We start from the raw sequence: 20,611 nt of genomic DNA on the forward strand, positions 1-20,611 counted from the left end.
CCTCGGGTCACGGCGTGGTGGAAGTGGGCGGCTGCGACGACGGGGGCTCGCTGGTCGGCGGCGGTTCGGAAGTCGTCGGCTTCGTCGGCGTAGTCGTCTTCGGCGTCGTTGTCGTCGGCGGTTCGGTGTTCCGCGACGTCGTCGCCTTCTTCGACGACGAAGTCGACTCGGTCACCGGCGGCGGCACGTCGGCCGTGCTGACCTCGTCCGAGGTCGTCGGCGTCGGCGTCTCCGACGTCGCGACCGGCGACGGCTTGCTGCTGGACACCGGCGCGGCCGGCGCCTCCGGGTTGTTCGGGCTCAGCAGCCACACGACGAGCGCGACCAGGCCCACGACCACGACACCGCCGATGATCGCCGGGCGCTTCCACGCGCCGGGCTTGCCCTCGTCCTCGTCGACCGGGCTCATCTGCGGCCGCGACCGCGCCGGGGGCGGCGGGGCGGACTCGTCGTCGTAGTCGTCGTAATCGTCTTCGTACCCGTGCTCCTGCGGCACCGGCACGGCTCGGGTCGCGGCCAGCCCCGGCGGCACCCCGCCGGCCGCGTGGCGGTCGTCCTCGCGGTAGTGGTCGTACCCGTCGTAGTCGTCCTCCGGGTAGCCGGTGGCCTCCGGGTAGTCGTCCTCGTCGTAGAACGGCACGGCCTGCGTCGGGGCACCGCCGCCGAGCAGCGTGCCCGAGTGGCCGGCGGGGATCTCGTCGAACATCTGCGTCGCGTTCGGGTCGGCGACGGCGGCCGCGCCGAGGACGCCCGCGGACGGCGCCAGCATCGTTTCGTCCGCCGGGCCGCCGAGCGGCGTCTCACCGCGCGCGACGGCCGCGAGCAGCTCCTCGCACTCCTCGGCGGTCGGCCGGTGCTCGATCTCCGGGTGCAGCAGCACGGCCAGCACGCTGGCCAGCGGCCCGGACTGGCGCGGCGGGTTGATCTGCCCGGCCGCGACCGCGTGCAGCAGGCTGAGCGTGTTCTCGGACAGCCCGAACGGCGGCTGGCCCTCGCACGCCGCGTAGAGCGTGGAGCCGAGGGAGAAGACGTCGGACTCCGGCCCCGGCTCGCCGCCGATGGCGACCTCGGGGGCCAGGTAGGCGGGGGTGCCGGCGATCATCCCGGTCTTGGTGACCGTGACGTCGTCCTTGGCCCGCGAGATCCCGAAGTCGGTGATCTTCACGGTGCCGTTGCCGGCGAGCAGGATGTTGCCCGGCTTGATGTCGCGGTGCACGATCCCGACCGCGTGGGCCTCCCGCAGCGCCGCAGCGACCTGGGCACCGATGCGCGCCACCTCGGTCGGCGGCAGCGTGCGGCGCTCCTGCAGCACGGCGGCCAGGCTCGTGGAGTTGAGGTACTCCATGATCAGGCACGGCTGGCCGTTGTCGTCGGTGACGACGTCGAAGACGGAGATCGCGTTGGGGTGGTGCAGCCGGGCCGCGATCCGGCCCTCCCGCATCGTCCGCTGGCGGGCGTCCTCGGCGTCGTGCTGGTCCAGGTGCGGCTGGAGCAGGAGCTGCTTGATGGCCACGGTGCGGCCCAGCACCTCGTCGTGCGCCTTCCAGACGGCCCCCATCGCGCCCGTGCCGATCCGGCCGACGATGCGGTACCGATCGGCGACCAGACGACCCTCGTCGCTCACGCGACCTCCCTTTGGGCTCCGGCTTCACCAGGGCGCGTGGATCGGTGCCTGGTGACGCGGCCGCGAACACGCCGCTTCGCTGGAGCGTATGCACATGTCGTGGGCTCTGGGCCGGCTTTTCCGAGACCGGCCCGTGACAAGGCTAGGCGCTCACTCTGCGCACACGAATTCGGCACGGGCACTTGAACCAGGGGTGAAGGGGTGGTCGCCGTGGGCTACATGTACTGGGCGGAGACGAGCTCGGCTTCGGTGATCAACCCACCGCTGTCGGCCACCCGGAACAGCTGGGTGACGCGCACCAGGGCGCCGTCCGGCCGGTGCAGCGTCGCCACCGCGAGGATCGAGCCGTCCGGGTTGATCTGCGTGTCGGCTTCCTGGACGTCGATGGCGTCCATCGCGCTCCAGGTGCGGACCAGTTCGCCGGCCGTGCTGTCGGCCAGCGCCGGGCTCAGCAGCGCCAGCGCACCCGCCGAGTCCTGGGCGATCTTGGCGTAGAAGTCCTTGACGGCCTGGATCTTGCGGCTCGCGCTGCGCGCGTCGGCGGCCTTGTCCGGGACCGGGTTGGCCGTGGCGGGCGCGGGCTGGCTGCGCGGGGTGCCGTTCGCGGAGTCGGACGGCGTGGTGTCGGCGTGCGGGCCCGGCGTCGCCGGGCTGTGCCGCTCCGGGGCGCTGCCGCCGGCCTGGTGCTGCGGGACGGCGAGACCGCCGAGTTCCGCCGCGCCGCTGAACCCGGCGGGCGTGGACTGGCCGCCGGAGGAGGAGGCGGCGCGGTGCGAACTGGTCAGCATCGGCGCGGCGACCACGGCGCCGGCGACGAGCGCGCCCGCGGCGACCAGCCCGGTCAGCTTCGCGCGGCGCGCGAAGCGGCTTTCCGGCTCGCCGGCGTCTTCGGCCTGCTCCGGCTCGCGGACGGGTTCCGGCCGCGCCGGCAGGAACCGCTGCGGGTCGCGGAAGACCTGCTCGAGGTGGTCGCGGTCGGCGTCGGCGACACCGTCCAGGATCTCGGCCGGGATGACGTCCTCGACGCGGACGGCGTGGGGTGACTCACGCCGTGTGCGCTGCCGATCAAGCACGAAAGTCCTCGCTCTGGGTTCCGGGGACGGGCACTCGGCCGTTCGGCCGGGTTCCCGTTGGTCCGGTCGGCCGACTCGTGGCCGGTCTCCGGATTCGTTGTCGTCAGGTAACCCTGTGCGGACGGCGACCACCAGGCTCTGTCGCCGGAATGCCGTCGCGATACGACGAGCGGCAGCTTATGTCACCCACCCGGACCAGGCATAACCGCTCGGCGCACCGCACGTGCATCAGAACGGGCGAACCGCACGTGCAGGTGCGGTTACTGGCCGTCAGCAGTGATCTTGTCGCCGTCGCCGAACGTCAGCGTGCGCTGCTCGATCGTCTTGGTCCCGTCGGTGTGGGTGACCTCGAGGGTGTTGACGGTGACACCGCGCTGCTGGTCGATGCTGACCTTCTTGACCTCGAAGTAGGCGATGCCGGCGTACCGCTCGGCGAGCGCCTGCGGCCCCTGGTCGTGCAGCCGGCCGGTGGTCACCGACGAAGCCGCGGCCGGGTCGGTGGTGACGGTGTTGAAGAACTTCTCCGAGTTGTCCCCCATGGTCTGGGCGTCCGGCGGGAAGGAGTACCACCACGGCGGTTTGACCGGCGTCTCGCGCTGGGCGGGCGTGACCGGCGGCTTCCGCGGCGCCGCGCTCGGGCCGGCGGGGCCGGTGGTCGGCGTGCCGGTCTCGGTGGTGCCCTCGGTGGGCGGGGGAACGGCGTCGTCGACCGGCCCGGCGCCGCCGCCGGCCGCGGTCCGCCCGGCAGCGTCGTCGTCCGTCCGGGACGTGCTCTCCGGTCCGGCCGCGGAGCCGCCCTGCGTCGGCGGCCGGTGCTCACCGGTGGGATCGGCGAGCGTCGGCACGCCCTGGTAGCCCGGCCAGGAACCCTGCACGGCCTGGTCCATCGGCGGTTTCCCGACCAGGAAGGACCCGGCGCACAGCAGCCCGACGACCACGGCACCGGACGCGCCGGTGGCGAACCAGGCGGCCTTCCGCCAGGTCTTCGGCGGCGTCACCGACGCCGGCACCGACCCGATGGTGAAGCCGCCGAGGCCGTCGAGGGGCGGCGCGGAGTAGATGCGGACGTCTTCCTCGTCGACGTCCACGCACCGGGGCGCGGGCGCGGCCAGCGAGACGCGGGTCCGCCGCGCGACCTGCTCGGCGTGGCTCTCGACGACCGGTGGCTCGTCCGGCTCGGGGTCTTCGAAGGCGTCGAGCGGCAGGCTTCCGTGCGCCGCCGGGAAGAGCGGCGCCGCGGGGCGCCGGTCACGAGGCTGCGGCAACGGGAGCAAGCCGGAGACCGGCGGATCGGGCGGGGCGGCGGGGGCCCGAAAAGGGTGGCTGTCCACCTCCGGCCCGGCCAGCCGGCCGGAGAACCCGCACTCGGCGGGCTCGGCGGGGTGACGGCGGGCGAACGGCCCGCCCGCCGGTGGCCTGCCCGGGGCTTGCTGGGGCAACGCGTAGGCCCTTCCGGTGGGTGCTGCACCCGGCTCGGGGGGCCGGAAACCGGGCTCCGGCGCGGCTCCGGCCGCGCGGTGGCGCACCGGGCGGTGCTGCGGCAGCGGCGGCGTCCAGCTCTCCGCGCCGCCGCGCCGGTGCCGCCCGGGGTGGGCGGACGCCGCGGCGTGTCCGTGGAACTCCGTGCCTTGGCTCATGTGGGCTCGACCACCCGGCGGTGCGGTCCTGACGCCGTCCGGCGGCACGACGACCCGATCGGAGCACCCTCACGCGCGGAATCCTGTTCGGAATCCTGCGCAGATGCACGCGCACGCGACTGGAGGCGCGCGGGGCCACTGCCCCCGCGCGTCCCGCGGGCATCGCCCGACCCAGACGCAAGGGTCCTCACGCCGTCAACCCTAGGAGCATCCGGCGGAGAAAGTCGCCCCCAAACCTGCAAGTTGCAGAGGTTTCACTCGGTCGGGCGCGACCGAACGGGCGATGGTGACGCTGCGAAGTTTCACGCAGCGCCATCGGCCCTGATCAGGCGTTTCAGCCTCCCGTGCGGTAACGGTCCCGGGTGGACTGCAGCGCCTTCGTCGCCACTACGCCGCTACCCGCGGCGACGATGATCGCGACGACGTCCAGCGTCGGTCCCCCGGCCGTGAGCAACCAGGCGAACAGCGAAGCCGCGGTGGTACCGCCGGCAACGGCCCACCTGCTCCGGACGTACTGCGCGACCGGTGCGCCGCCTGCCCGCTTACTCGCAGCGTTGTTCAGCAACGCCAGATACCCCACATGGCCCAGCGCGGCCAGCACGCTCACGAGCGCGACGATGACGGCGATGAGGTTCACGAGCCAGTCCATGTGTCCAGTCTGCCCGTACCCCGGCCGGTGGTGCCTCGGGGAAGACCCCGAATTCACCGCAACCGTTACCGGCCGAGCCGTCCGCGCCCCAGGTTCAGCAGCGCCATCGCCAGCTGCCGGCCGTCCGGGCCGAGTTCGCGGTAGCGGGCGAGCACGTCCATCTCGCGGTTGTAGACGATGCGCGTGCCGCCGGCGGCCATCCGCGCCGCCCCGATCGTCTTGGACACCTCGACCCGGCGTTTCACCAGCCGCAGGATCTCCTTGTCCAGGTGGTCGATCTCCTCGCGGAGCGCGGCGATGTCGTCGCCCGCGGGGGTGTGCTCGGCGGGCTGGCCGTCGGCGTTCGTCGCGTGTGCGTTCATCGGGACCTCTTCCTTGAGACCCGGACCGGCCCCAGGGACGGCGACAGCCCCGGGTCCGTGGACTCCGGGGCTGGCGTGATGGCGGTTCGGGCACTACGCGATCACGGGAGCCGGAGTCCGGGTCCCGTAAAAAAATCGCTCCGCGTGGTGCCGCATGCACTCAGTATGGCACAGCGGCACCGGCCCGCCCCCGGACCGAGCGCACCCGAGCATGAACCAAGAGGCTCACCCCGAGCCAGAACACCGGGAACACCGGCCAGAAGAACCCGGCGCCCAGCACCGCCCAGCGGGCGATCACCAGCACGGCGACGGCGGCCACGACGGCGAGGTGGACGCGCAGCGCGGGATGCCGCCGCAATGCGGCCCGGCTCAGCGGGAAGCCGGGCGGGGCGGGCGCCGGCCGCGGCAGGTCCGCGGTGAGCGCGGAGAGCTCGTCGGTGAAGCGGGCGGCGTAGACGCGGCTGAGGCGCTCTTCGACTTCGTCGAGGGTGAGCCGGCCTTCGGAACCGGCGGTCTGGACGGCGGTGGCGACGCGCTCGCGGTCGGCGTCGGCGGCCCGGATGCGGGCGGAACTGGTGTCTTCCATGTCCGCCGATGGTCCGCGCGCGGCGGCCGCACCGCGTCGGACGGCAGGCGACACCCCGCGGTACGCCTGCCGCCGTAGCCGCTCGCGGAAGGCCCGCACCCATGAACCCCGCGCGCCCGCGCCCGCGCGCGAGGCGCCCGCCCACCGCAGCGTCGCCGACCCACCTCGGCACGCTGTGCCGCACTCCTGCCCACCCGGGGTAGCGTGGACGCCACGATGGACACCCTCTTCGATCTCCCCGCCGCGACCCCTGTGCGCAAGCCCGCCGCCGGCGGGCAGGCCGAGCTGCTCGACGACCTCAACCCCGCCCAGCGCGAAGCCGTCACCCACGCCGGTGGCCCGCTGCTGGTGGTGGCGGGCGCGGGATCGGGCAAGACCCGGGTGCTGACCCGCCGGATCGCCTACCTGCTCGGGCAGCGCCGGGTGCACCCCGGCGAAATCATGGCGATCACGTTCACCAACAAGGCCGCCGCCGAAATGCGCGAGCGCGTCGCCGCGCTCGTCGGGCGCCGCGCGAACGCGATGTGGGTGTCGACCTTCCACTCGATGTGCGTGCGGATCCTGCGCCGTGAAGCCAAAACGCTGGACATGTCGTCGAGCTTCTCCATCTACGACTCCGACGACACCAAGCGGCTGATCACCTTGGTGGCCAGGGATCTCGACATCGACCCGAAGCGCTACGCCGCCCGCACGCTCGCCGTGCACATCTCGAACCTTAAGAACGAGCTCACCGATCCGGAGACGGCGGCGGCGAACGCGGGCAACGACCTCGAGCGCCGCGTCGCCGAGGTCTACGCCGAGTACCAGCGGCGGCTCAACCAGGCCAACGCCTTCGACTTCGACGACCTCATCATGCGCACGGTGTCGCTGCTGCAGGCGTTCCCGGACGTCGCCGAGTACTACCGGCGGCGCTTCCGCCACGTGCTGGTCGACGAGTACCAGGACACGAACCACGCGCAGTACACGCTGGTCCGCGAGCTGGCCGGGACGGCACCCAACGAAGCCGGTGTCGAGCCGGCCGAGCTGGTCGTCGTCGGTGACGCGGACCAGTCGATCTACGCCTTCCGCGGCGCGACGATCCGCAACATCGAGGAGTTCGAGCGGGACTTCCCGAACGCGCACACCATCCTGCTGGAGCAGAACTACCGCTCCACGCAGACGATCCTGTCCGCGGCCAACGCCGTCATCGAGCGCAACCCGAACCGCCGCGCGAAGCGGCTGTGGACGGATTCGGGCGACGGCGAGAAGATCGTCGGCTACGTCGCGGACAACGACCACGACGAAGCCGCGTTCGTCGCGGGCGAAATCGACGCGCTGGCGGAGAAGGGCGAAGCGGACTACTCCGACGTCGCCGTCTTCTACCGCACCAACAACCAGTCCCGCGTCTTCGAAGAGATCTTCATCCGGCTCGGCCTGCCGTACAAGGTCGTCGGCGGCGTGCGGTTCTACGAGCGGCGCGAAGTCCGCGACATGATCGCGTACCTGCGCGTGCTGGCGAACCCGGAGGACACGGTCAGCCTGCGGCGCGTGCTGAACGTGCCCAAGCGCGGCATCGGCGACCGCGCCGAAGCCGTCGTGGCGACGCACGCCGAGCGCGAGCGGATCTCCTTCGCGCAGGCGCTGCGGGACGCGACCGAAGGCAGGGTGCCGCTGCTGAACCCGCGCTCGGTCAAGGCGATCGGCGGCTTCGTCGCGATGCTCGACGAGCTGGGGACGCTGGTTTCCGAAGGCGCCGAGGTGCACGACGTCCTGGAAGCCGTGCTGGACAAGACCGGCTACCGCGTCGAGCTCGAGGAGTCGGAGGACCCGCAGGACCACACGCGGGTGGAGAACCTGGACGAGCTCGTCACGGTGGCGAGGGAGTTCACCGAGATCACCGCCGAGGTGGCCGCGGACGAGAACGCCGAGCTGGTCGTCGAGGAGGGCGTCCCGGCGCCGGGCTCGCTGCCGGCGTTCCTCGAGCGCGTGTCGCTGGTCGCGGACGCGGATTCGGTGCCCTCGCCCGACGGCGGCGAAGAAGGCGACGGCGGCGCGGGCGTGGTCACGCTGATGACCGTGCACACCGCGAAGGGCCTGGAGTACCCGGTGGTGTTCTGCACCGGCTGGGAGGACGGCGTCTTCCCGCACATGCGCGCGCTGGGCGACCCGACGGAGCTGGCCGAGGAACGGCGGCTCGCGTACGTCGCGATCACGCGGGCGCGCAAGCGGCTGTACGTCTCGCGCGCGATCACGCGCTCGGCGTGGGGGCAGCCGTCGATGAACCCGGCTTCGCGGTTCCTCGACGAGCTGCCGCCGGACCTGGTCGACTGGCGGCGGCTGGAGCCGTCCAGCAGCGGCTTCGGTTCGTTCGGCTCCGGTTCGCGAGGCACCCCGCGAGCGGCGACGACCTGGGGCGGCCGTCGGTCTTCGTCGCCGTCTTCGCCGGGCACGCCGTCGTTCGGCAAGGGCTGGAAGGACACGGTGGCGCTGAAGCTGGACGTCGGCGACCGCGTCAGCCACGACAAGTACGGTCTCGGCACGGTGATCTCCTGCGACGGAGTCGGCCCGCGCGCGACGGCCACGATCGACTTCGGCCAGGCGGGCAAGGTCCGCCTGATGCTGATCGGCAGTGTCCCGATGGTGAAGCTCTAGCTCCCGCGCAACCCGTCCGAGTGAATCCGGCGGCGATCTCCCCGATCGCCGCCGGAATCGTCGTACCCACCCGGTAGAACTGACCCTGCGATCGAACAAAGGTTCGACGGAGGGGGTAGTGTGGTGTGGACGCGGTGCTGTTTCACCTGTTGGCCGAGGGGGTACAGAAATACCTGCGAGGAGTCCTGGGGACGACGGTTCCGGATCGGGGTCGGGAACCTGCGGGGGCTTCAGGAAATCCTTCGCGTGCGGGAGCGGAGGCGTGCCGGCTGGCCGCCGCCTGGCGAGCGCTGCTCAGGCAGCACGAGCTCGGCGCGGACGGGCGCTGTGTCACCTGCGGCCGGGGACGCCGCTGGACGACCAGGGCCCGGAGTGCCGCGCGTGTCCGCTCCGCGGGGGGCGCAGGGGGAGGTGTGCCCTGGGGTTGGCTGCCGGTCCGCCGCGGGAGGGCGGAGCTGTGCACGGTGTGGCAGGTGGCGGTGGCGTACTTCATCCGCCGTTTACCGAGCGGACAGCGGTAGGTGGTTCCGGGCCCTGAGGCGCCTGTGGACGGTTTTTCCCGGCCCGGATGAGGTTCCGGTAGCCCGGCAGTCCTCTGGGCGGCTCGGGGCGTTCTGTGACGGTGCCCGGTCGCCTGGCCGTGGTGCCTTGTCGACCGATCCGGCTGCGCGGTGTGTCTCGGGTGCTCGCCGGGTTTTGGCTCGGCTGGCGGCGTTCCTCGCCATGGCTGGGTTGCCCAGCGGCGCTGCTCGCGCGACCGATCCGGCTGCGGGAAGTCACTCCGGCGCTCGCCGGAACTCGCCGGAACCGTTCGCCGACGTCCGGCCGTGGTTGCCTTCACCCGAGTGGGCAGCCTTACCCGATCCGGGCGTTTGTGTTTGGCCCTCAGCGGTGAACCCTGATCTTGTGATCGGATCCAGCTCGCGAGCGGCTCGGCGGAGCGCGTGTCTTCGGCGCCCTTCGTCGGCTTCGGTCGCCCGCGCCTTACCGGCCGAGGCGGGAGGCCGCGGGGCTGGAGTTCCTCTGGTCGAACCTGCTCCGGTGGCCCGAAGGGTGGGGAGGAGCGCGTCGCGCCCTTCGCCGTCGGTCGCTGCGGGCTGCGTCCCGGCCGGAGCGGGTCGCTCTACGGCCGGGTTGCCTGTTCCCGCGGGATCAGATGACGATGCCGCGCTGGGCGAGCCAGGGCCGCGGGTCGATCTTCTTGGTGCCGTTCTGCCACACCTCGAAGTGCAGGTGCGGGCCGGTGCTCTGGCCGCGGTTGCCGATCTCGGCGATCTGCTGGCCGCACTTGACCTTCTGGCCCTCCTTGACGGAGAAGCTGTTCATGTGGCCGTAGACCTGGATCGTGCCGTCGTCGAGCTGCACCCGCACCCAGAGGCCGAAACCGCTGGCGGGGCCAGCCTCGATCACAGTGCCGTCCGAGGCGGCGTAGATCGGGGTGCCGATGGCGTTGGCGATGTCGATGCCGAGGTGACTCGTGCCCCACCGGGCACCGAAGCCCGAGGTGAAGGTGCCGTGCGCGGGCAGGCAGGTCTTGGGCCGAGCGGCTTCTTCGGCGGCCTTCTTGGCGGCGTCGGCTTCGCGCTGCTCGCGGGCCTGCGTGACAGAAGCGCTGTCAGCGAGCTTGGCGGCTTCGGCGGAAGCGTCGACGGCGTGGCCGGTCGGCAGGAGCTCAGGGGCACCCCCGGAGCCCGCACCTCCCGCGGTCAGCGAGGCGCTGGCGTCCTGGCTGTTGGCCAGTGGGGTGACGGCGGTGTCCGAGTCGGTGACTGTCTTGAGGGTCGAGCCCGCAGCAGCGGCGGCGAACGCACCAGCCGCAACAGCGGCAACCACGACACGGCCGCGAAGGGCCGAAGAGGGCGGGGCGATGCGGTGCGCACCCCGGACACGGACGACCGCGCCTTCGAGCGCGTCCTTCAGTGCCGGGGAAGGAGCTTGGCCGCCGGGGGAGCGGTGTGAAGCCAAGACAGGGCCTTCCATCGTCGGGGAGCCGGGTCGAGGACTGCGGGCGGGGGAACCCGGTGAGCCAACCTCGGGGGTGGTTTGCTCGGCGTCCTACTTCGTGACCTGACTGTAATGGGGACCCCGGGACAGTAACGAAGGGGTACCGCTGTCGGCAAGACGTGCCCCCGCTGTCGGCCGATCGGGTGGTGTCGATATCGCGCTCACCTGTGGAAATCACCCAAAGTTAGAGGGGGTTTACGGCGTTCGGTGTGACTTGCCTTACAGGCTGAACGGGTGGTGAAGGTCTGCCGAAGGGCCCAACCGAGGCTCGAGAGGCCCCGCGGGCCGGAATAACGAATTGCGGAGAGGAGTTGAAGCGCTTCCGACGACTCACGCCCGCCGAGCGCTGCGGAATGGTCCGAACTTGCTAGCGTCGCGGGCAAGATGCCCCCACGCGCAGAGCCCCCCACCGGAAGCACCCCCAGCCCCCGCCAGGAACCCCAGGCGCGAGGTTCGGACCGAGCGGTCCCGAGCCCGGAAGCGGCAGGCCCAGCGAACCCCAGCCACCCCGCTCAGAGTGCTCCAGCGCCAGACGCCCCGACCCGCCCCGTGCCGGCCGCGGAGGGTGAGACGCAAGTGTCCGAAGGCCCCGCAGGCACCGAGCGCACTGGCGCCTCCTCACGGTCCGACGCGCCCCACGCGGGTGGGCGGGACGAGCCCGAGACCTCCGCCATCACTGCAGGCGCCGCCGGGTCCGATGCGCCGACCCGGCCAGTCCCGGCCGTCGGCGGTGGCTCCGGCGCGTCCGAAAACTCGGCCTCGGCGAATGAATCCACCGTCCCCGACCCGGCGGATAACCCTTCCCGCCCTGAGCCTGCGCCCGGAAAATCCGCCGAATCCGACGCCCCGACGAGCCCCGTGCCCGCCGCGAGCCGTGTACCCACCGTGCCCGAAAACTCCCCGCGCAGCTCCGCCGAGCCCAAGCCCAGCCGCACCAGCACCAGTCGAGTCGGCAACCCCACCCGATCGACCCCTGCCGAACCCGCCGAACCCTGGACCGACGACACCGAGACCCACCCCTCACCAGCCCTCAAAGCCGCCCTCACCCTGGCCGCCGCCGGCGCGGTCGCCCTCACCGCCGCCGCCTTCACCCCCGTCTCGCCCGCCGCCTCTCCCGGGTTCACCAGCTGGCCCTTCCTCGCCCTCCTCGCCCTCGCCCCCGCAGCCGCCGCCATCTGGCTGGCCCTCTCCGGGAAACCCGCCCTCGGCGGTGGCCTTCTCCTCGGCCTGGCCGCCCTCGCCCCCGGCCGGCTGGTGCTCGACCTCCAGTTCGCCGTCAACGGCCCCCTCACCATCCGGCCCGAGCTCTACCTCCCCGACCGGTTCCTCGGCAGCTCCGCCGTCGGCGGCGGGTTCTGGCTGCTCGTCGCCGGGGACCTGCTGACCGCGGCCGCCGGGGTCGTCGCCTGGCGGGCGCTTCGCAGCCACGACGAACCCGAACGGCGGCGGTGGCGGCTGCTCGTCCCGCTGCTCGCCGTCGTCGCCGGGGCCGGGCTGCTCACCGCTCCCGTCCACTCCGACAACGGCTTCCTGCTCGCCCGCGCCGCCTTCGAAGGCCCCTGGCCCGCCCTCGGCGGGTACCTCCTGCTCGCCGCCGCCCTGCCGTTGGCCGCCGTCCTCGCCCTCGCCGCGCCGTCCGAGCAAACCGCCCGCGGCGCGCTCGGCGGGCTCGCCGCCGGGGCCTTCGGCGTCGCCGCGCCGCCCGTTCTCGCCGGGCTCTTCCGGGACGATCTGCACGTCACCTGGGGACCCGTCCTCACGCTCCTCGCGACGGCCGTCGTCGCCGTCCTCACCGCGACCCGACTCAACGAAAGCGCCGAAACCCCTGACCAAGGCGGCAACGTCGAGCTCCCCGGCCTCTTCTGGTGGCGGCTCACCACCGGCCTGCTCGGCCTCGCCACCGCCGTCGCCGCCCTCGTCGGCGCGTCGGCGCCGCAGGTCGCCGTCACCGCGCTGAACCCGGGCGCCGCCACGCCGGTCAGCGCCGCCGCCGAGAGTCCCGCGCGGTGGTTCCTGCTCGCCGCCGCGCTCGTGCTCGCCGTTCCCGCCGCGCTCGTGCTCGTGCCGAAGACCGCCGCCGTCGCGCGGCCCGTCCTCGGGGTCGCCTGGGCCGGGGTCGTGCTGGCCGGCACCGCCGTCCTCAACACCGCGCTGACCGCCACCCAGGCCGGCAACCTCGCCGGCTTCGGCGGGGCGGCCGCCGCCGCGCCCGTCTTCACCTACGACCTCGGGGCCGGCGCCGCCTGGACGTTCGCCGCGCTCGTGCTGGCCGCGCTGGCCGCGCTCGCCGCCGTCGGCACCGGGGTCGTCGAACGCGAAGACGCAGGCGACACGACGACCCAGAGCGCGAACCTCACGCTCGTCGCGGCCGGCGCGGTCCTGGCCGTCGCCGCGTTCGGGCTGCCCGTCTTCGCCGTCCCCGGCTACGTCGCCGCCGGGCTCTGGTCGCACCTCGACACCCCCTCGTGGGGCCTGCTGACCGCCGCCGTGGTCGTCGTCGGCGCGGCCGCGCTCGCCACGCGGTCCCGGCCGAAGCCCGCGGCCGCCCTGCTCACCGGCGCCGCCCTGCTCACCGCGCTGCACGCCGCCGAACTGCCGCTCGTCGGCGGTTCACTGGGCGGCGCCAGCCCGGCCACCGGGTTCTGGGTCGCCCTCGCCGCCACGGCCGCGCTGCTCGCCGCCGCCGGACTCGCCGTCGCCGGGGGACGCCGTGCGGCGTGAGCGCCCGCGGGTGCTGCTCGTCGAGTTCGGGCGGCCCGACCCGGCCGCCGTCGCGCTGGCCCGCGTCCTGCGCGACGACGGCGTGGAGGTCGTCCACGCCGGCCGGCTGGACACGCTCGAGCAGCTCCGGAGCACGGCCGAACAGGAGGACCCGGACGCCGTCGGCGTGCTCGGCGCCGGGCCGCCGCCCGGGCTCGCCGACGCGTTGAACGGCGTTCTGGTCCTGCCCGCCGAAGCCGCCGGAGACCCCGGAAAAGCCGTGGAATGGTTGCGCGGTGGGCGGTCTCACACCGCGGACGCACCGTCTGACCGCGCACGGTGACCGACTTCACCAGGTGCGGAGTCCCCGGCGTCTGCGCAGGTCGCTAACCTCGACTGGTCCGACAGCGCGGTTCGGCAACGGACCACCACAGTGGCGTGTCGTCAGGAGACTGGAGTAGTGGACCTCTACGAGTACCAGGCGAGGGATCTCTTCGCCGCCCACGGAGTACCGGTTCTGCCGGGCTCGGTGGCTAGCACCCCCGAAGAAGCCAAGACCGCCGCGGAGCAGATCGGCAACCAGGTCGTCGTCAAGGCGCAGGTGAAGGTCGGCGGCCGCGGCAAGGCGGGCGGCGTCAAGCTGGCCCAGACGCCGGACGAGGCGAAGGAGAAGGCGGAAGCCATCCTCGGCCTCGACATCAAGGGCCACATCACGCGTCGCGTGCTGGTGGCCGAAGCCTCGGACATCGCGTCCGAGTACTACTTCTCCTTCCTGCTGGACCGCGCGAACCGCACGTTCCTGGCGATGGCGTCCTCCGAGGGCGGCATGGAGATCGAGCAGCTCGCGGTCGAGCGCCCCGAAGCGCTCGCGAAGATCCCGGTCGACGCGATCGCCGGTGTCGACAAGGCGAAGGCGCTCGAGATCCTGAAGGCCGGCAACTTCCCGGCCGAGATCATCGACGAGGCCGCCGACGTCGTCGTCAAGCTCTGGGAGACCTTCGTCTCCGAGGACGCCACGCTGGTCGAGGTCAACCCGCTGGTCCGCGACCCGCAGGACAAGATCATCGCCCTCGACGGCAAGGTCACCCTCGACGAGAACGCGGACTTCCGCCAGCCGGGCCACGAGGCTCTGGTGGACAAGGACGCGGAGAACCCGCTCGAGGCGAAGGCCAAGGCCAAGAACCTCAACTACGTCAAGCTCGACGGCCAGGTCGGCATCATCGGCAACGGCGCGGGCCTCGTCATGTCCACTTTGGACGTCGTGGCGTACGCGGGCGAGAAGCACGGCGGCGTGAAGCCGGCGAACTTCCTCGACATCGGCGGCGGCGCGTCGGCCGAGGTCATGGCGGCCGGGCTGGACGTCATCCTCAACGACAGCGACGTGAAGAGCGTCTTCGTCAACGTCTTCGGCGGCATCACCGCCTGCGACGCGGTGGCGAACGGCATCGTCGAGGCCCTGAAGATCCTGGGTGACGAGGCCACCAAGCCGCTGGTCGTCCGCCTGGACGGCAACAACGTCGTCGAGGGTCGCCAGATCCTGGCCGACGCGAACCACCCGCTGGTCACCGTGGTGGACACAATGGACAACGCGGCCGACAAGGCTGCCGAGCTCGCCGCGGCAGGTGCGTGAGATGTCGATCTTCCTGAACGAGAACAGCAAGGTCATCGTCCAGGGGCTCACCGGCTCCGAGGGCACGAAGCACGCGACCAAGATGCTGAAGTCCGGCACGAACATCGTGGGCGGCGTCAACGCCCGCAAGGCCGGCCAGACCGTCACCATCGAGGGCAAGGACCTCAAGGTCTTCGGCACCGTCGAAGAGGCGATCAAGGAGACCGGCGCCGACGTGTCGGTCATCTTCGTGCCGCCGAAGTTCGCCAAGGACGCGGTCCTCGAGGCGATCGACGCCGAGATCCCGCTCGCCGTGGTGATCACCGAGGGCATCCCGGTGCACGACTCGGCCTACTTCTGGGCGCACGCCGTCGCCAAGGGCGGCAAGACCCGGATCATCGGCCCGAACTGCCCCGGCGTGATCAGCCCCGGCAAGTCGAACGCCGGCATCATCCCGGCCGACATCACCGGCCCCGGCTCCATCGGCCTGGTGTCGAAGTCCGGCACGCTGACCTACCAGATGATGTACGAGCTGCGGGACATCGGCTTCTCGACCGCGGTCGGCATCGGCGGTGACCCGATCATCGGCACCACGCACATCGACGCCCTCGAGGCGTTCGAGGCCGACCCCGAGACCAAGGTCATCGTGATGATCGGCGAGATCGGCGGCGACGCCGAGGAGCGCGCCGCGGCCTACATCAAGGAGAACGTGACCAAGCCGGTCGTCGGCTACGTCGCGGGCTTCACCGCGCCCGAGGGCAAGACCATGGGCCACGCCGGCGCCATCGTCTCCGGTTCCTCCGGCACGGCCGCCGCGAAGAAGGAGGCCCTCGAGGCCGCCGGCGTCAAGGTCGGCAAGACCCCGAGCGAGACCGCTGTCCTCGCGCGTGAGCTGTACAACAACCTGGGCTGAGCCCGGGACGTAACTCCTGGTCGGGCCGGGCACCCACACGGGTGACCGGCCCGACTTCGTTTCGGCAGGAAACCGGGCGAGGTATTCACACGTCTGGTGGGCTGGCGGCCGCGGAGTGCGCTAGCGTTCTGCCTCACCAGCCGCCTCGTCTTCCCCCGGTCGCCCGTGCGCGCCCGGGGTGCCGGTCGAACCGACAGGAGAGCACCCGATGACCTTCCCCAGCGGTGGGCCCGGCTACCCCCAGCAGGGTGGCGGCCAGCAGCCCCCCGGACCGCCGTCCAGTGGCTTCCCCGCGCAGCAGCCGCCGTCGCATTCGCACCAGGCGCCGTCCGGCGGTGGCGGCCTGCCCCAGAACCTGCCGCTGCTGCTCGCCCTGGTCGTCGCCGGCCTCGGCCTCGTGCAGTACTTCCTCGGCTTCTCCGACAACGGTGAAGTCGGCCTCGGCGGGACGTTCCTGCTCGGCGGTGGCCTGCTCGCCGCGATGCAGCTGCTGCCGAAGGGCCCGAAGACGCTGCCGTTCGCGGCGCTGTTCAGCGTCCTCGGCGCGCTCGAGGTCCTGGACACCCTGGTCGGGATGCAGACCTCGCCGGGCATCGTCACCGTCATCCTGATCCTGGGCATCCTGCAGATGCTCGCCGCGGTCGCCGCGCTGCTCATCGAGCACGACGTCATCAAGCCGCCGTCACCGAAGCCCGCCGCGCCGTCCTACGGCGGCCAGTACGGCCAGCCGGGCCAGCAGTTCGGCCAGCAGGGTCAGCCGGGCCAGCAGTTCGGCCAGCCTGGCCACGGGCCGGGGCCGGTCGCCCCGACCGGTGAGCCGTCGGCGCCGTTCTCGCAGCCGGGCCAGTACGGCTCGCCGAACCCGCCGTCGACCACGCCGCCGCCGGGGCAGCAGGCCACGACGTACGCCCCGCAGCAGGGCCAGTTCTTCCAGCAGCCGCCGCCGGAGAACCCGGGCACGCCGCCCGGTGGCTTCGGCAAGTCCAGCTGACGCTGCTTCCACCGACACCCGCTGTGACGCTCCGTGTCACAGCGGGTGTTGTGCGTCCGGGGCGACCCGGTCGGGTGAGCTCCCGCGGCCCACGGCGGCGTGGCTCACCCGGACGGAGCAGTACGGATGTCAGGGTGCGGACCATGGAGCAGCTCACCGACGACCCCCACGCGCCGGGTGGAGCGGTGGACGACCTCGGCGCCGCACCCGTCCCGGCGTCCCGGCTGCGTGTGCTGCTCGCGGCCGCCATCGGCCCGCTGGTCACCGGTTACACCGCCGTCGCGACCTTGCTGGTCCTGATCGCCCTCACCGCCGGCCGCGCCGCCTTCTCCGACACCGGGGTGTTCCTGGCCGCGGGGCCCGGCTGGCTCGCCGCGCACCAGGTGCGCCTCGGCATCGGCGGCCACCCGCTCGGGGTGCTGCCCCTGCTGCCGACCCTGGGCGCGGTCGCGCTGGCCGCGCGGACGGCGTCCGCCGCCGCCCGCCGCCTCGGCTGCCGCTCGTTCCGCGAAGCCCGGCCGGTGCTGCTCACGATCGCCGGCGCGCACGCGGTGTTCGGGCTGGTCATCGCCCTTTGCGCGCAGGGATCGGCGGTCACGGCGAACCCGGTGACCGCCTTCGCCGTGCCGGGCCTGCTCGCCGCCGCGGCCGCGGCCGCCGGCCTCACCCGCTCGTGCGGGCTGCCGGACGCCGTCGCCGACCGCCTCGACCCGCTCGCGCTGCGCGGCCTGCGGGCCGGCGCGCTGAGCCTGGCCGTCCTGGTGGCTTGCGGTGCCGCCGTGTTCACCGTCGTGACCGGGGTGTCGTGGGCGACGGTGGCCGACACCTTCGAACCCGGGTTCGGCACCAGCTCGGGCCTCTTCCTGCTCTCGGTGCTGTACCTGCCGAACGCCGTCACGGCGGCGCTGTCCTTCGTCACCGGCCCCGGCTTCTCGATCGGGCCGCTGACCGTCGGCATGTTCGGCTACCACGGCGGCGCCGTGCCCGCCGTCCCGCTGCTCGGCGGCCTGCCCGAGCACCACGCGGCCTGGTGGCCGGCGCTGCTGGTGCTGCCCGCGGCGACCGGCGCGCTGGCCGGCTGGACGCTGCGCAAGGCCGACGCCGATCCGGCGCAGCGCATCCGCGCGGTCGCGGTCGCCGGTGCCGTCGTCGCGCTCGGCTGCGTCGTGCTGGGCTCCCTGGCCGGTGGACGGCTGGGCGACGGCCCGTTCGACCCGGTGAGCGTCCCCGTCGGTGTCGCCTCGGTCGTCGCGTTCTGCTGGATCGTCATCCCGGGTTCGTTCGTCGCCTTCTTCGCCGGCGAGCACGAGCCGCCCGCTCCGCCGCCCGAAGCGCTCGAAGAGAACGAAGCCTTCGAGGACGTCGAAGACGTCGACCCCGAAGAAGCGGCCGAAGCCGTCGAGGAGCTCGAAGCGTCCGAAGGGGACGAAGAAGAACCCGACGAAGACGCCGAGTTCGAAGCCGAGGCGGACGCCGAACTCGGCCTCGGCGAACCGGGGGAAACGGTGCCGGATCCGGGCGAGGCTGTGACCGGAGGCACCGAGACCTGCGGCGACGTCGAGCCGGGCGAGGGCGACCGTTAGGGTTTACGTGACCTGGTGAAGCGCCGTGCGCCCGGCTGCGCACCGCCCGCGGCAAGGAGCCCGCTCTGTCTCAACGGTTGGAGCTGCCCACTCCGGTGAAGCTCGTCGTGCTCGCGTCGGGCTCCGGCACCCTCCTGCAGGCGGTGCTGGACGCCACCGGGCGGTCCGGCTTCCCGGCCAAGGTCGTCGCCGTCGGCGCCGACCGCACCGGCATCGAAGCCCTCACCCGCGCCGAGCGACTGAGCATCCCGTCGTTCACCGTCCGCGTCGCCGACCACCCCGACCGCGCCGCGTGGGACAAGGCACTGACCGAGGCCGTCGCCGCGTACCGGCCGGACCTGGTCGTCTCGGCGGGGTTCATGAAGATCCTCGGCGAGCAGTTCCTCGGCCGTTTCACGGTGATCAACACCCACCCCGCGCTGCTGCCGTCCTTCCCCGGGATGCACGCGGTCCGCGACGCCCTCGAAGCCGGTGTCAAGGTCACCGGCTCGACCGTGCACTTCGCGGACGCCGGGGTCGACACCGGGCCGATCATCGCCCAGGAGGCGGTCGTCGTGGAGAGCGACGACACGGAGAACGTCCTGCACGAACGGATCAAGGCCGTCGAACGCAGGCTGCTGGTGGAAACGATCGAGCGACTCGGCCGCGGTGGCTGCACCGTGGACGGACGAAAGGTGACATTTCGTGAGCACTGACCTGGGACGGCGCCCGGTCCGCCGGGCGCTGATCGGCGTCTCGGACAAGGCGGGCCTCCTGGACCTCGCGACCGGCCTGCACGCGGCCGGCGTCGAGATCGTCTCCACCGGCGGGACGGCGAAGGCGATCGCCGACGTCGGCGTCCCGGTCACGCCGGTCGAGCAGGTCACCGGCTTCCCGGAGTCGCTGGACGGCCGCGTGAAGACGCTGCACCCGAACGTGCACGCCGGCCTGCTGGCCGACCAGGGCAACCCCGACCACGTCGAGCAGCTGCGCAAGCTGGACATCGCGGCGTTCGACCTGCTCGTGGTGAACCTGTACCCGTTCGCGCAGACCGTCGCCTCCGGCGCGAGCCCCGAGGACTGCGTCGAGAACATCGACATCGGCGGCCCGGCCATGGTCCGCGCCGCGGCGAAGAACCACGGCAGCGTCGCGGTCGTCGTCGACCCGGCGAGCTACGGCTGGGTGCTCGAGCGCGTCGCCGACGGCGGCTTCGAGTTCGAGGACCGCAAGCGCCTCGCGGCGCGGGCGTACGCGCACACGGCCGCGTACGACACGGCTGTCGCTTCGTGGTTCGCCAGTGCGTACGCGCCCGCGGACGACGCCGGCTTCCCGGACTTCCTCGGCGCCACCTGGGAGCGCGCCGACGTCCTGCGCTACGGCGAGAACCCGCACCAGAAGGCCGCGCTGTACAAGAGCCAGAACCCGGGCCTGGCGCACGCCGAGCAGCTGCACGGCAAGGCCATGTCCTACAACAACTACGTCGACACCGACGCCGCCCGCCGCGCCGCCTACGACTTCGCCGAGCCGGCCGTCGCGATCATCAAGCACGCCAACCCGTGCGGCATCGCGATCGGCGTCGACGTCGCCGAAGCGCACCGCAAGGCGCACGCGTGCGACCCGGTTTCGGCCTACGGCGGCGTCATCGCGACGAACCGGCCGGTCAGCCGCGAGGCCGCCGAGCAGATCGCCGAGATCTTCACCGAGGTCGTGCTGGCCCCGGACTTCGACGCCGAAGCGCTGGAAATCCTGCAGCGCAAGAAGAACATCCGCCTGCTGAAGCTGCCGGCCGCCCCGGCGTTCCCGGTCGAGTTCCGCCCGATCTCCGGCGGCGTCCTGCTGCAGACGGCCGACGCGATCGACGCTCCCGGCGACGACCCCGCCAACTGGACGCTGGCCACCGGGGCCACGGCCGACGAGAGCACCCTGCGCGACCTCGAATTCGCGTGGCGCTCGCTGCGTGCGGTCAAGTCCAACGCCATCCTGCTGGCCGCGGACGGCGCGACCGTCGGCGTCGGCATGGGCCAGGTCAACCGGGTCGACTCGTCGCGGCTCGCGGTGGCCCGCGCGGGTGACCGGGCCAAGGGGTCGGTCGGCGCGTCGGACGCGTTCTTCCCGTTCCCGGACGGCCTGGAGGTGCTGGTCGAGGCGGGGGTCCGCGCGATCGTGCAGCCGGGCGGCTCGGTCCGGGACGCCGAAGTCATCGCGGCCGCGGAAAAGGCGGGCGTCACGATGTACCTGACGGGGACGCGGCACTTCGCGCACTGATCCCC

The 20,611-nt window shown here is 72.6% G+C and carries 16 protein-coding genes; 9 read left to right on the forward strand and 7 right to left on the reverse strand.

Going from position 1 to position 20,611, the window contains the following annotated elements; all coding sequences use genetic code 11:
- Positions 1–7: 7 nt before the first annotated feature.
- From ABZX11_RS38620 to ABZX11_RS38645, 6 genes are all read right to left on the reverse strand, one after another.
- On the reverse strand, positions 8–1,624 hold the full coding sequence (locus ABZX11_RS38620) for a serine/threonine-protein kinase (RefSeq protein WP_354922929.1): 1,617 nt from the start codon (positions 1,622–1,624) through the stop codon (positions 8–10).
- 215 nt (positions 1,625–1,839) lie between these two features.
- Positions 1,840–2,697 carry a hypothetical protein gene (locus ABZX11_RS38625; RefSeq protein ID WP_354922932.1) on the reverse strand — a complete coding sequence of 286 codons (858 nt, stop codon included), beginning with the start codon at positions 2,695–2,697 and terminating at the stop codon, positions 1,840–1,842.
- 260 nt (positions 2,698–2,957) lie between these two features.
- Entirely contained in the window at positions 2,958–4,334 is a 1,377-nt protein-coding gene (locus tag ABZX11_RS38630) for a hypothetical protein (protein WP_354922935.1), read from the reverse strand.
- A 334-nt stretch (positions 4,335–4,668) separates the two neighbouring features.
- On the reverse strand, positions 4,669–4,983 hold the full coding sequence (locus tag ABZX11_RS38635) for a hypothetical protein (RefSeq protein WP_354922938.1): 315 nt from the start codon (positions 4,981–4,983) through the stop codon (positions 4,669–4,671).
- 65 nt (positions 4,984–5,048) lie between these two features.
- Positions 5,049–5,345: a chorismate mutase gene (locus ABZX11_RS38640; RefSeq protein WP_176173200.1), complete on the reverse strand. Its 297-nt coding sequence runs from the start codon at positions 5,343–5,345 to the stop codon at positions 5,049–5,051.
- Positions 5,346–5,505: 160 nt separating this feature from the next.
- Positions 5,506–5,931, reverse strand: a complete 426-nt coding sequence (locus ABZX11_RS38645) for a DUF1707 domain-containing protein (RefSeq protein WP_354922941.1) — start codon at positions 5,929–5,931, stop codon at positions 5,506–5,508.
- Between the two features lie 216 nt (positions 5,932–6,147).
- Here ABZX11_RS38645 and pcrA point away from each other — a divergent pair, with 216 nt between their 5' ends.
- On the forward strand, positions 6,148–8,562 hold the full coding sequence (gene pcrA, locus ABZX11_RS38650; RefSeq protein ID WP_354922944.1) for a DNA helicase PcrA: 2,415 nt from the start codon (positions 6,148–6,150) through the stop codon (positions 8,560–8,562).
- 1,152 nt (positions 8,563–9,714) lie between these two features.
- Here pcrA and ABZX11_RS38655 read toward each other — a convergent pair.
- Positions 9,715–10,395, reverse strand: coding sequence for a M23 family metallopeptidase (locus ABZX11_RS38655; RefSeq protein WP_176173197.1), 681 nt, complete (start codon positions 10,393–10,395; stop codon positions 9,715–9,717).
- A 1,056-nt stretch (positions 10,396–11,451) separates the two neighbouring features.
- On the opposite strand from ABZX11_RS38655, the gene ABZX11_RS38660 reads away from it, so the two are divergent.
- The 8 genes from ABZX11_RS38660 to purH all read left to right on the forward strand — a co-directional run bounded on the left by ABZX11_RS38660 (position 11,452) and on the right by purH (position 20,606).
- Positions 11,452–13,287 (forward strand): hypothetical protein, encoded by a 1,836-nt coding sequence (locus tag ABZX11_RS38660; protein ID WP_354922947.1) that lies wholly within the window; start codon positions 11,452–11,454, stop codon positions 13,285–13,287.
- A complete protein-coding gene (locus tag ABZX11_RS38665; RefSeq protein ID WP_176173195.1) occupies positions 13,277–13,609 on the forward strand; it encodes a hypothetical protein in 333 nt (110 codons plus the stop codon). The genes ABZX11_RS38660 and ABZX11_RS38665 overlap by 11 nt, the downstream gene beginning before the upstream one ends.
- Positions 13,610–13,726: 117 nt before the next feature.
- A complete protein-coding gene (gene sucC, locus ABZX11_RS38670) occupies positions 13,727–14,896 on the forward strand; it encodes an ADP-forming succinate--CoA ligase subunit beta (protein WP_176173194.1) in 1,170 nt (389 codons plus the stop codon).
- Between the two features lies 1 nt (position 14,897).
- Positions 14,898–15,788, forward strand: coding sequence for a succinate--CoA ligase subunit alpha (gene sucD / locus ABZX11_RS38675; RefSeq protein ID WP_176173193.1), 891 nt, complete (start codon positions 14,898–14,900; stop codon positions 15,786–15,788).
- 208 nt (positions 15,789–15,996) lie between these two features.
- Positions 15,997–16,779, forward strand: coding sequence for a DUF5336 domain-containing protein (locus tag ABZX11_RS38680; protein WP_176173192.1), 783 nt, complete (start codon positions 15,997–15,999; stop codon positions 16,777–16,779).
- A gap of 134 nt (positions 16,780–16,913) precedes the next feature.
- Positions 16,914–18,362, forward strand: coding sequence for a DUF6350 family protein (locus tag ABZX11_RS38685; protein WP_354922952.1), 1,449 nt, complete (start codon positions 16,914–16,916; stop codon positions 18,360–18,362).
- 77 nt (positions 18,363–18,439) lie between these two features.
- Positions 18,440–19,057, forward strand: a complete 618-nt coding sequence (gene purN / locus ABZX11_RS38690) for a phosphoribosylglycinamide formyltransferase (RefSeq protein ID WP_176173190.1) — start codon at positions 18,440–18,442, stop codon at positions 19,055–19,057.
- Positions 19,047–20,606, forward strand: coding sequence for a bifunctional phosphoribosylaminoimidazolecarboxamide formyltransferase/IMP cyclohydrolase (gene purH / locus ABZX11_RS38695; protein WP_354922955.1), 1,560 nt, complete (start codon positions 19,047–19,049; stop codon positions 20,604–20,606). Before purN ends, purH begins: the two co-directional genes overlap by 11 nt.
- Positions 20,607–20,611: the final 5 nt, after the last annotated feature.

Origin of the sequence: Amycolatopsis sp. NPDC004169 (assembly GCF_040610315.1) — a bacterium.
Lineage (GTDB): Bacteria > Actinomycetota > Actinomycetes > Mycobacteriales > Pseudonocardiaceae > Amycolatopsis.

Excerpts from the sequence above, each read along its gene's own strand:
- pcrA (WP_354922944.1), top strand. The coding sequence starts at position 6,148 with ATGGACACCCTCTTCGATCTCCCCGCCGCGACCCCTGTGCGCAAGCCC.
- ABZX11_RS38645 (WP_354922941.1), bottom strand. The coding sequence starts at position 5,931 with ATGGAAGACACCAGTTCCGCCCGCATCCGGGCCGCCGACGCCGACCGC.
- ABZX11_RS38630 (WP_354922935.1), bottom strand. The coding sequence starts at position 4,334 with ATGAGCCAAGGCACGGAGTTCCACGGACACGCCGCGGCGTCCGCCCAC.
- ABZX11_RS38635 (WP_354922938.1), bottom strand. The coding sequence starts at position 4,983 with ATGGACTGGCTCGTGAACCTCATCGCCGTCATCGTCGCGCTCGTGAGC.
- ABZX11_RS38680 (WP_176173192.1), top strand. The coding sequence starts at position 15,997 with ATGACCTTCCCCAGCGGTGGGCCCGGCTACCCCCAGCAGGGTGGCGGC.
- sucD (WP_176173193.1), top strand. The coding sequence starts at position 14,898 with ATGTCGATCTTCCTGAACGAGAACAGCAAGGTCATCGTCCAGGGGCTC.
- ABZX11_RS38640 (WP_176173200.1), bottom strand. The coding sequence starts at position 5,345 with ATGAACGCACACGCGACGAACGCCGACGGCCAGCCCGCCGAGCACACC.